Genomic DNA, 8,210 nt, shown 5'->3' with positions numbered 1-8,210 from the left:
GCGTCGCTCACAATCGAATATGCCGTGCCAACATTTTTGTTGATTTCCGCCGCGTCAATATCAACATGCACTACCTTTGCGCCGGGCGCAAAACGGTCGGTATTGGTCGCCACACGGTCGGAAAAACGTGCGCCGATGGAAAGCAGCAGGTCACAGCGGTCAATCGCCCATGCGTTGGACACCTTGCCGTGCATACCAACCCAGCCCAGTTCCAGCGGGTCCTCCGGCACGGCACCAATCGCCATCATCGTGTGTACTGCGGGAATATCAGCCTTATGCATCAGCGCCAGCAAATCCCTGCCGGCGTCCGCCGTCTCAACGCCGCCGCCGTAATAAATCACCGGGCGCTCCGCCTCGGCCAGCATCTGAGCGACCGTCCAGAGCTGCTCCTCCGGCACAACATAGTAATCGGTTGCCTGTTCCTTCGCCTGCGGCTGATACTCTCCCATTGCTGCGGTAACATCCTTGGGAATATCAACCAGCACGGGGCCCGGTCTGCCGCTTGCCGCAATGCGGAAAGCGGCGCGGATTGTATCTGCCAGTTCATCCACATGGCGAACGACAAAATTGTGTTTGGTGATCGGCATGGTGATACCTGCGATATAAACCTCCTGGAAGGAGTCTCTGCCGATCAGGGCGGTGCCGACGTTGCCGGTAATGGCAACCATCGGAATCGAATCCATGTAAGCCGTAGCAATGCCCGTGACCAGATTGGTCGCCCCAGGGCCGCTGGTTGCGAGACAGACGCCTACTTTGCCCGTGGCTCTCGCATAGCCATCGGCGGCGTGGGACGCGCCCTGCTCGTGGGCGGTCAAAATATGTCGAATGCGGTCGCTGTTTTTGTAAAGTGCGTCATAAATATTGAGGACTGCGCCGCCCGGATAGCCGAAAATCGTATCGACTCCCTGTTCAACCAGCACGTCCACCAAAATTTCTGAACCGTTCTCTACCATGCGAATCCGCCTCCTTTCTCAAAAAACGATATAAAAAAAGCCTCTGTCCCTCCAAAGAGACAAAGACTACAACTCTGCGGTACCACTCTTTTTGCCGCGCACCAAAGACTTACGCGACCACTCACCTGACCCGTTAACGCAGATCCTGCGGAACGGCTTACACAGGGCCTTATTTCATCCCTTTTCATCCGTTCGGCTCACAGAGGACTTTCGCCACTCCCTTCCCTCACCGTCTTGCACCAACCGGCGGCTCTCTTCCGAGGTCCAGGCGCTACTTTTCCGATCATCACCTGTTTACGATATTTAAAATGTAATCCTATTATAAGACCGACTTTCCGAGTTGTCAACTAATTTTTGCATTTTACTATGTTAAATTCTTGACAGGAATATTTTTTATCGTTTTCCGGCATACTATTGCAACCTTACCAGAAACGAGGCTGTTGCATATGTCCATCTCTCTGCTGCGCACCCTGATTCTTTACACCGCCGTCATGGCGGCAGTCCGCATCATGGGCAAGCGCCAGATTGGCGAGTTAAATCCATCCGAGCTGGTCATTACCATTCTGATTTCCGATTTGGCGGCAATCCCCATGCAGGACCTCGGTATACCGCTGTTTGCAGGGTTGGTGCCCATTGTTGCGTTGGTTGCGCTGGAAATCATCATCAGCTTTGCCGCGCTCAAAAGCCGCACATTCCGCCGTCTGCTCAACGGTCAGCCGGCTATCATTATCCGAAAAGGGCAGCTTGATATTGAAAAACTGCAGCAGCTCCGCCTGACCACAGACGAAATCATCGAAACGCTGCGCAAGCAAAACGTCTGCTCTGTGGCCGATGTGAAATACGGCGTCATAGAGCCGGACGGCACGCTCACCGTAATTCTGAAGCAGCCGCAGCAGCCGGTCACGGCGGAAATGCTCGGCTTGACACCAAAAGATACCGGACTGCCGCTTGTCGTCATCTCAGACGGCAAGTTGGTCCATCGCTCGTTAGACCTTTTGCAGCTTGACGCGCGGGATATTGAAAACCGCCTGCGCAACCAAAGCATCGCCCTTGCAGATGTTTTTTTAATGACGCTGGATGATTGCGGCAACACGTTTATCCAGAGAAAGGCAGGAATATAAATATGCGTCGTTTGCTGATTGCAGCATCGCTTCTCATACTGACTGCCGGCGGCTGTATCTGGAGCAGCCGCATGGTTTCGGCCGCTGCAAATGAAATTGCGGACGATATTGAAAACGGTCACCTCTCACAGGCATACCTGCGCTGGAACGATGCACAGCCCCTGTTCGGCGCACTGCTGCTGCATGACGAAATTGATACGGCCGGACGTCTGTTTGCGCGCATCCTCGCCGCAGAACGCACCGGCGACCAGGACAGCCTTTCCTCCGACCGTGCAGAGCTGCTTTTTCAGCTCCGGCATCTGCCCGAACTGGAAAAACCCATTCTGAAAAATCTGCTTTAAGCCATAAAAGCGTCTGTTTTTTTGTGAAATCTACCGTAGCTTATTTTCCCATCCATGTGGTATATTGGTAGTGTATACAAAGTAGTTTCACAGTCCACCCACTGGAAAGGATCCGATATGAATAACGCTGCTTATAAAAAACTGGACTACAGTATGGCGCTCGTCTCTGCTGCGGATGCCGGGAAAAATTTTGGCTGTATCATCAACTCCCTGCATCAGGTTACCTCCTCACGGCCGCCCAAGTTTACTTTGTCCCTCAATAACGATTCCGCGACCTGTGCGGCGCTCAAAAAAACCGGTATGGCTGCGGTGACGCTGCTCGCATCCGACACCGAGGAGCGAATCATCAATGAATTTGGCTACAAATCCGGCCGCACCATCGATAAATTTGCGGCATTCCCCTTTGAAACCGACGCCGGCGGCTGCCCCTTCCTGCGGGAAGGCATGCTTTCCCGTCTGAGCCTGCGCGTCACGGAAACCGTCGCGATCGGCTCGTACACGCTGTTTATCTGCGATCTGCTGGACGCCGAATTATTCCGTGACGGCGACTGTCTGACCGTGAAGGCCTTTGAAGACCGCGGCAAGGCCGTGCCGCCCACCGCACCGGTTTATCGCGAACTCTCCGCAGACGCCGGATGGAAATGCACAGTGTGCGGCTATGTCCGTCTGGACGAGGACATTCCGGACGACTATATCTGCCCAATCTGCCGCGCGCCGCGCAGTAAATTTGTAAAGCGCAGCGAGGCATAGTCCGCAGCAGCTTTGCCGTCTCTTCCGCAACGCCAAACGCCCGCCGGAAGGCGGGCGTTTTTCTCTGTTTATGGGAATGCAGGCTCACTCCTGCGGTTTGCGCGTCTTGCGGGACGCCTCGAACGAGTCTGCATGCACCCAAAACACCTCTGCAACCGAAAGCGCCGGTTCGGTATAGGTCCAGCCGCCGCGGCCGGTCTGGTGGCGCATGATGACGTCAAAACCATGGCGCTTCTGCGCGCTGTCCTGCGCAAACTCCATGCTGCCGTATCCCACAACCGAAGAAAACGCATAGCTGTACCGGCAGGCATTGTCGCCCTCCCCGGTCAGGCCGTCCTCCAAATCCATTTCAAAGCAGATATGCGGGTCAGCGCGCAGTGCGTCCAGCTTTTTTCCCTTTACGCCGCTGTGGAAATACAGTGTCAGCCCCGTATCGTCCCACTCATAACCATAATTCATCGGAATCACATACGGCCATCCATCTGCAATCATTCCAATGCGGCACACCTTGCACGCCTTCAGAATCGGCTCGATATTTTCCCTTCCGGTAATTTCCCTGTCTTTTCTGCGCATGATTTGCCTCACCTCTGCAAACAAGCATACCATGTTTGTCTGCGCGCGGCAAGCCCTATCTTACAGCCGGCGGCAGGCCCACAAATTTCCTATCTGACCGGACAGCGTATCATAGCTCCAGATTTTTTCGCTGCGCTCTCTGCTGAAGGGGTCCCGAACACGATAACCGCCGTCTGCGCGGGCATAGAGCACGATGAAATGTCCTGTCGTCGTAAAATCGCCCGGCAGCATGCTGCAAATAACAGGCTGCCCTGCGTCCAGCGCGGCATTGATCTGCGCTTCGCCCAGCGGCAGTTCCTCCGACGCAATGCCGAAATGCTGTACGCCGGTATGAATCAAATCCCAGCTTGTGCCCGTGCCTGCCACATAATAGCCCTGCTGCGCAGCGTATTGCGCCACCGCATAAGGGGTGATCTTCTCGTCTCCCATCAAGTAGGAAGCAGCCATCGCCACACAGGTCGGCGCACAGCCGCTCACTGCAACCGTGCTCTCCCCATAGGCCTGATACCCCCAGCGCGCATCCCATTGCAGCAGCAGCGGCACCGTGTCCAGCGGCTCGTTCAGGCGCTCCGCGGGCGCGTCGCCGCTGTGCGCCGGAAACCCCAGCACAAAATCGAGCATCTCCTCGTTTTTGGCCAGCGCATCCAGAAAAGCTGCCGGGTAGTTTTCCGGATGACTGACAATTTCCTTCGCTCTGTCATCCCGCACGGCAAGCGCTGCAATCGCCTCTGCGGTTCCATCCGCAACCGCTACATGTCCTGTCTGCCAGTCCGCCGCAGTCCGCTCCTGTGCAAAAAGCGTTCTCACCCATCCGGCCAGCCGCATGCCGCCCGCCGCCGCAGCAAGCAAAACAATCAGTGCCAGCGCACACCGCACAAAACTGCGCAGCCTTCTGCGCTTTCTTCTGACGTGCCGCCGCGGCGCCGTTCTTGCTGCTGTCCCCGCCATCATTCTGGTCTCATACCGCATTTCCAATCCATCCTTTTACGTTTTATATCCAATTCTCCACACATGCCGTGCTGTTTTCACTATAGCAGAGATTTCTTAACATTCCGCCGGTAAAACTCTTAAGATTTTATGAATTCCTCTGATATTAAGAGTCTGTCCGCCCCATTTTGGTTGCAGAATTCTCTCAATTTTCCGAAAAAATGCTTCCGCTTCTATTTACAATACGAACAACATGCAAGCTTTCCGACAAAAGCCGTCTCTCTCTTTGAAAACAACACGGTGCAGCGCCTGCAAATGTTTCATACAGCGCACGCCCAATCTATCCCGTTTGCAGCAATAAAAAAAGCAGCCACGCGGCTGCTTTTTTCTTTATGTGTTGTGGTCGGAAACATGAAACTGCTTCAAGTTTCCAATTTTCTGTGCACGAATATCCATCTCCGCGCATACATCGGCAAGCGATACGCCGCATTCGTTCATCATCACCATCATGTGATAGAACACGTCGTTGATCTCACCGACCAGCTCGGCTTTGTCTCCGTTCTTGGCGGCGATGATCGTCTCAGCGCACTCCTCGCCGACTTTTTTGAGAATCTTATCCAGGCCTTTTTCAAACAGATAGCAGGTATAGGACCCCTCCTGCGGCTCTGCCCTGCGCTGCGCGATCACAGCCTCCATTTGCTCAAACGAATTCATATTCTCTCCCTTTCATTTTATTATCTGTACGTAACAAGCAGCACACTCGCTGCAATCAGCACAGCCGCGATCAGTCCCACGCCCAGCAGCGCGGCCAGTGAAAACACCATCAGCAGCCGCCCTCTTTCTGCCACAGCGTTGTGTAAAAACAGGTTCGGCTGCCCGTGTGGCAGACCGGTCCCTTTGGAACGCCGGAATAAATGAGCGTGTCATCGTCACAATCGGACAGGATCTTGCTGACAAAAATAAAGTTTCCCGAAGTCTCCCCCTTGTTCCAGAGCTTTTGCCGCGAACGGGAGAAAAACCACGCCGTGCCGGTCTCCATCGTCAGGCGCAGCGCCTCCTCGTTTGCATATCCGAGCATCAGCACCTCGCCGTTTCGCTCGTCCTGACAGATGACCGGAATCAGCGCACTTTTCTCAAAAAATTTGCTGAGATTCATTGTTTTCCGCTCCTTTACCAGCGTGACGTCACCCTCCTGCAAGCCGGATTTCAAAAAGGAATCCAGTTTTGCATCGAGCTGACCGTCCAGTGCTGCAATCACTCCATATCCCATTGTTATCCCCTCACCGGAATTCCTTTGTGATGCAGGTACTCCTTGACTTCTCCGATGCGCAGCTCGCCATAGTGAAACAGGCTTGCGGCCAGCGCGGCATCGCATCCCGTCTGCTCGAACACCTCGGAAAAATGCTCCAGTGCGCCGCAGCCGCCCGAAGCGATGACCGGAATATCCACCGCTTCCACCACTGCGCGCGTCAGCTCCAAATCAAAACCGGACTTGGTTCCGTCCCTGTCCATCGAGGTAAGCAGGATTTCACCCGCGCCGCGGCCGCACACCTCTTTTGCCCAGGCTACTGCGTCCACGCCGGTCGGCGTTCGCCCGCCGGCGACGTACACTTCAAATCCAGAAGGCGTTTTGCCCGTTTTCCGGCCGTCAATCGCCACCACAACGCACTGGCTTCCATACCGCTCGGCCGCCGCGCTGACCAGCTCCGGATTTCTGACCGCCGCAGAATTGACCGATATTTTATCCGCGCCCGCGCGCAGAATATCCCGAAAATCCTCCACCGTGCGGATGCCGCCGCCCACCGTGACCGGCACAAAAACCTCCCGGCAGGTACGGCGCACAACGTCTGCAATGGTGGCGCGGTCATCGCTTGTTGCAGTGATATCCAGAAAAGTAATCTCATCCGCGCCCTGCTGGGAGTAGAATCTGGCCAGCTCGACCGGATCGCCCGCGTCCCGCAGGCCGACAAAGTTGACACCCTTAACCACCCTGCCGTCTTTCACGTCCAGGCAGGGGATGATTCGTTTTGCCAGCATCACTCAGCCTCCCTGATCGCTGCCGCAAGGTCCAGCGCGCCGGTATATACCGCTTTGCCCGCAATGGCCTCGTCGATACCAAGCGCTTTCAGCTTTTTCACGTCCGCAAGGCTCGAAACGCCGCCCGATGCAACAATGCCGCACGAGACCGCCTGCCGCAGCTGCGCAAGCTGGTCAAAATTCGGACCTTCCAGCATGCCGTCCCTGTCGATATCGGTAAAGATAATGGTCTGAACGCCAAAATCCTCCATCTGTTTGGCAAAGGCGATATAGTCCATGCCGCTGTCCTTCAGCCAGCCCTCCGTGCGCACCGTGCCCGAGAGCGCGTCCACGCCTACAGCGATCTTATCGCCGTATTGCCGAACCGCTTCCCTGACCAGCGGCGGATTTTTGACTGCCGCCGAACCGATGACAACACGCGAAACGCCGAGCGAAAGCACGGCCGCAATATCCGCCATCGTGCGGATGCCGCCGCCCAATTCAACCGCCGCACCTGTTTCGGCTATGACCCGCTTTACCACATCGTAGTTGGCATGGGATCCGTCCTTTGCCCCGTCCAGATCAACCATATGAATCAGCGCAGCGCCGGCAGCCAGAAATGCTTTCGCAGTTTCCACCGCATTTTCCGCCACCTTATGCGCGGTGCCGTAATCGCCTTTTTGCAGGCGCACACACTGTCCGTCTTTCAAATCAATGGCTGGGAGTATTCTCATTTCCCCACCTCCGTCAGCTCTGCAAAGTTTTTCAGCATTTTCAGCCCCACTTCTCCGCTTTTTTCCGGATGAAACTGGCAGCCAAACAAATTGCCGCGCGCCACCATGGCAGGTACGCGCACCCCGTAGTCCGTCACACAGGCAAGGTCATCTTCCTCTGCCGGTCTTGCCATAAAGCTGTGGACAAAATATACATAGTCCCCCGCCTGCACCCCTGCCGTCATGGCGTTCGGATGCAGAATTTCAAGCGCATTCCAGCCAATCTGCGGCAGCTTGAGCGGCGTCTGAATCCGCTCAATGCGTCCGGGCAGCAGACCCAGCCCCCTGCACGGCCGCACCTCGTCCGACTGTTCAAACAGCATCTGCATTCCAAGGCAAATGCCGAGAAACGGCTTTTCCTTCGCCGCCCTGTATACTGCGTCCAGCAGCCCTGAATGTTCCAGCGCCGCCATCGCGTCCGGAAACGCGCCCACGCCCGGCAGAATCACGCCCTCCGCCCGCGCAATATCCGCTGCGGTGGCCGCGATTTTATTCTCATATCCCAAAAAATCCAGCGAGTTCTGCACACTCATCAGATTTCCTGCGCCATAGTCTACAACTGCGATATAACTCATATGGTAAAACCCTCTGTTTCCGTTGCGGCGGCTCGCGCTGCGCCTGTTATCCCTGCCGTTTGGTTTTCAGCGTCTTCCAACTGCACAGCCGCGTACCGACGACCAGAAAAAGCGCAACTGCGGCAATCACCCAGATATACAACGATTCGTTTCGCATCGCAATCAGGCTGCCCACAGCCAG

General features: G+C 55.6%; 11 protein-coding genes and 1 other annotated feature. Of the genes, 3 read left to right on the top strand and 8 right to left on the bottom strand.

Features of this window, described 5'->3' with window-relative positions:
* The coding region (locus ACOYIE_RS07265) for a thiamine pyrophosphate-binding protein (protein WP_433411853.1) at positions 1-953 on the bottom strand (953 nt) is incomplete at its 3' end.
* Between the two features lie 52 nt (positions 954-1,005).
* Positions 1,006-1,249 (bottom strand) — a binding site (T-box leader).
* A gap of 150 nt (positions 1,250-1,399) precedes the next feature.
* Here ACOYIE_RS07265 and ACOYIE_RS07260 point away from each other — a divergent pair.
* The 3 genes from ACOYIE_RS07260 (at position 1,400) to ACOYIE_RS07250 (ending at position 3,165) form a co-directional block, all read left to right on the top strand.
* Positions 1,400-2,074, top strand: a complete 675-nt coding sequence (locus ACOYIE_RS07260; protein WP_433411851.1) for a DUF421 domain-containing protein — start codon at positions 1,400-1,402, stop codon at positions 2,072-2,074.
* Between the two features lie 2 nt (positions 2,075-2,076).
* On the top strand, positions 2,077-2,415 hold the full coding sequence (locus tag ACOYIE_RS07255; protein ID WP_433411849.1) for a DUF4363 family protein: 339 nt from the start codon (positions 2,077-2,079) through the stop codon (positions 2,413-2,415).
* Between the two features lie 117 nt (positions 2,416-2,532).
* Entirely contained in the window at positions 2,533-3,165 is a 633-nt protein-coding gene (locus ACOYIE_RS07250) for a flavin reductase (RefSeq protein ID WP_433411847.1), read from the top strand.
* An 84-nt stretch (positions 3,166-3,249) separates the two neighbouring features.
* Here ACOYIE_RS07250 and ACOYIE_RS07245 read toward each other — a convergent pair whose 3' ends face one another.
* The 7 genes from ACOYIE_RS07245 to hisH form a co-directional block, all read right to left on the bottom strand.
* The gene (locus ACOYIE_RS07245; protein ID WP_433411845.1) at positions 3,250-3,738 is read right to left on the bottom strand and encodes a pyridoxamine 5'-phosphate oxidase family protein; all 489 of its coding nucleotides are present in this window, start codon (positions 3,736-3,738) and stop codon (positions 3,250-3,252) included.
* Positions 3,739-3,798: 60 nt separating this feature from the next.
* A complete protein-coding gene (locus tag ACOYIE_RS07240; protein ID WP_433411842.1) occupies positions 3,799-4,707 on the bottom strand; it encodes a C39 family peptidase in 909 nt (302 codons plus the stop codon).
* Positions 4,708-5,055: 348 nt separating this feature from the next.
* Positions 5,056-5,379, bottom strand: coding sequence for a phosphoribosyl-ATP diphosphatase (hisE, locus tag ACOYIE_RS07235; protein ID WP_433411840.1), 324 nt, complete (start codon positions 5,377-5,379; stop codon positions 5,056-5,058).
* A gap of 109 nt (positions 5,380-5,488) precedes the next feature.
* Positions 5,489-5,821 carry a phosphoribosyl-AMP cyclohydrolase gene (gene hisI / locus ACOYIE_RS07230; protein ID WP_433411855.1) on the bottom strand — a complete coding sequence of 111 codons (333 nt, stop codon included), beginning with the start codon at positions 5,819-5,821 and terminating at the stop codon, positions 5,489-5,491.
* A 116-nt stretch (positions 5,822-5,937) separates the two neighbouring features.
* Positions 5,938-6,702 (bottom strand): imidazole glycerol phosphate synthase subunit HisF, encoded by a 765-nt coding sequence (hisF, locus tag ACOYIE_RS07225; protein WP_433411839.1) that lies wholly within the window; start codon positions 6,700-6,702, stop codon positions 5,938-5,940.
* The gene (gene hisA / locus ACOYIE_RS07220; protein ID WP_433411837.1) at positions 6,702-7,415 is read right to left on the bottom strand and encodes a 1-(5-phosphoribosyl)-5-[(5-phosphoribosylamino)methylideneamino]imidazole-4-carboxamide isomerase; all 714 of its coding nucleotides are present in this window, start codon (positions 7,413-7,415) and stop codon (positions 6,702-6,704) included. The genes hisF and hisA overlap by 1 nt, the downstream gene beginning before the upstream one ends.
* Positions 7,412-8,029 (bottom strand): imidazole glycerol phosphate synthase subunit HisH, encoded by a 618-nt coding sequence (hisH, locus tag ACOYIE_RS07215; protein WP_433411835.1) that lies wholly within the window; start codon positions 8,027-8,029, stop codon positions 7,412-7,414. The genes hisA and hisH overlap by 4 nt, the downstream gene beginning before the upstream one ends.
* Positions 8,030-8,210: the final 181 nt, after the last annotated feature.

The sequence above is a fragment of the Agathobaculum sp. genome, from assembly GCF_050946325.1.
Taxonomy (GTDB): domain Bacteria; phylum Bacillota; class Clostridia; order Oscillospirales; family Butyricicoccaceae; genus Agathobaculum.
This window is presented reverse-complemented; position numbering and strand designations above follow the sequence as displayed.

What these genes read in the sequence shown, in the direction of transcription:
- ACOYIE_RS07240 (WP_433411842.1), bottom strand. Translation starts at nt 4,707, where the DNA reads ATGCGGTATGAGACCAGAATGATGGCGGGGACAGCAGCAAGAACGGCG.
- hisH (WP_433411835.1), bottom strand. Translation starts at nt 8,029, where the DNA reads ATGAGTTATATCGCAGTTGTAGACTATGGCGCAGGAAATCTGATGAGT.
- hisA (WP_433411837.1), bottom strand. Translation starts at nt 7,415, where the DNA reads ATGAGAATACTCCCAGCCATTGATTTGAAAGACGGACAGTGTGTGCGC.
- ACOYIE_RS07250 (WP_433411847.1), top strand. Translation starts at nt 2,533, where the DNA reads ATGAATAACGCTGCTTATAAAAAACTGGACTACAGTATGGCGCTCGTC.
- hisE (WP_433411840.1), bottom strand. Translation starts at nt 5,379, where the DNA reads ATGAATTCGTTTGAGCAAATGGAGGCTGTGATCGCGCAGCGCAGGGCA.
- hisI (WP_433411855.1), bottom strand. Translation starts at nt 5,821, where the DNA reads ATGAATCTCAGCAAATTTTTTGAGAAAAGTGCGCTGATTCCGGTCATC.
- ACOYIE_RS07245 (WP_433411845.1), bottom strand. Translation starts at nt 3,738, where the DNA reads ATGCGCAGAAAAGACAGGGAAATTACCGGAAGGGAAAATATCGAGCCG.
- ACOYIE_RS07260 (WP_433411851.1), top strand. Translation starts at nt 1,400, where the DNA reads ATGTCCATCTCTCTGCTGCGCACCCTGATTCTTTACACCGCCGTCATG.
- hisF (WP_433411839.1), bottom strand. Translation starts at nt 6,702, where the DNA reads ATGCTGGCAAAACGAATCATCCCCTGCCTGGACGTGAAAGACGGCAGG.
- ACOYIE_RS07255 (WP_433411849.1), top strand. Translation starts at nt 2,077, where the DNA reads ATGCGTCGTTTGCTGATTGCAGCATCGCTTCTCATACTGACTGCCGGC.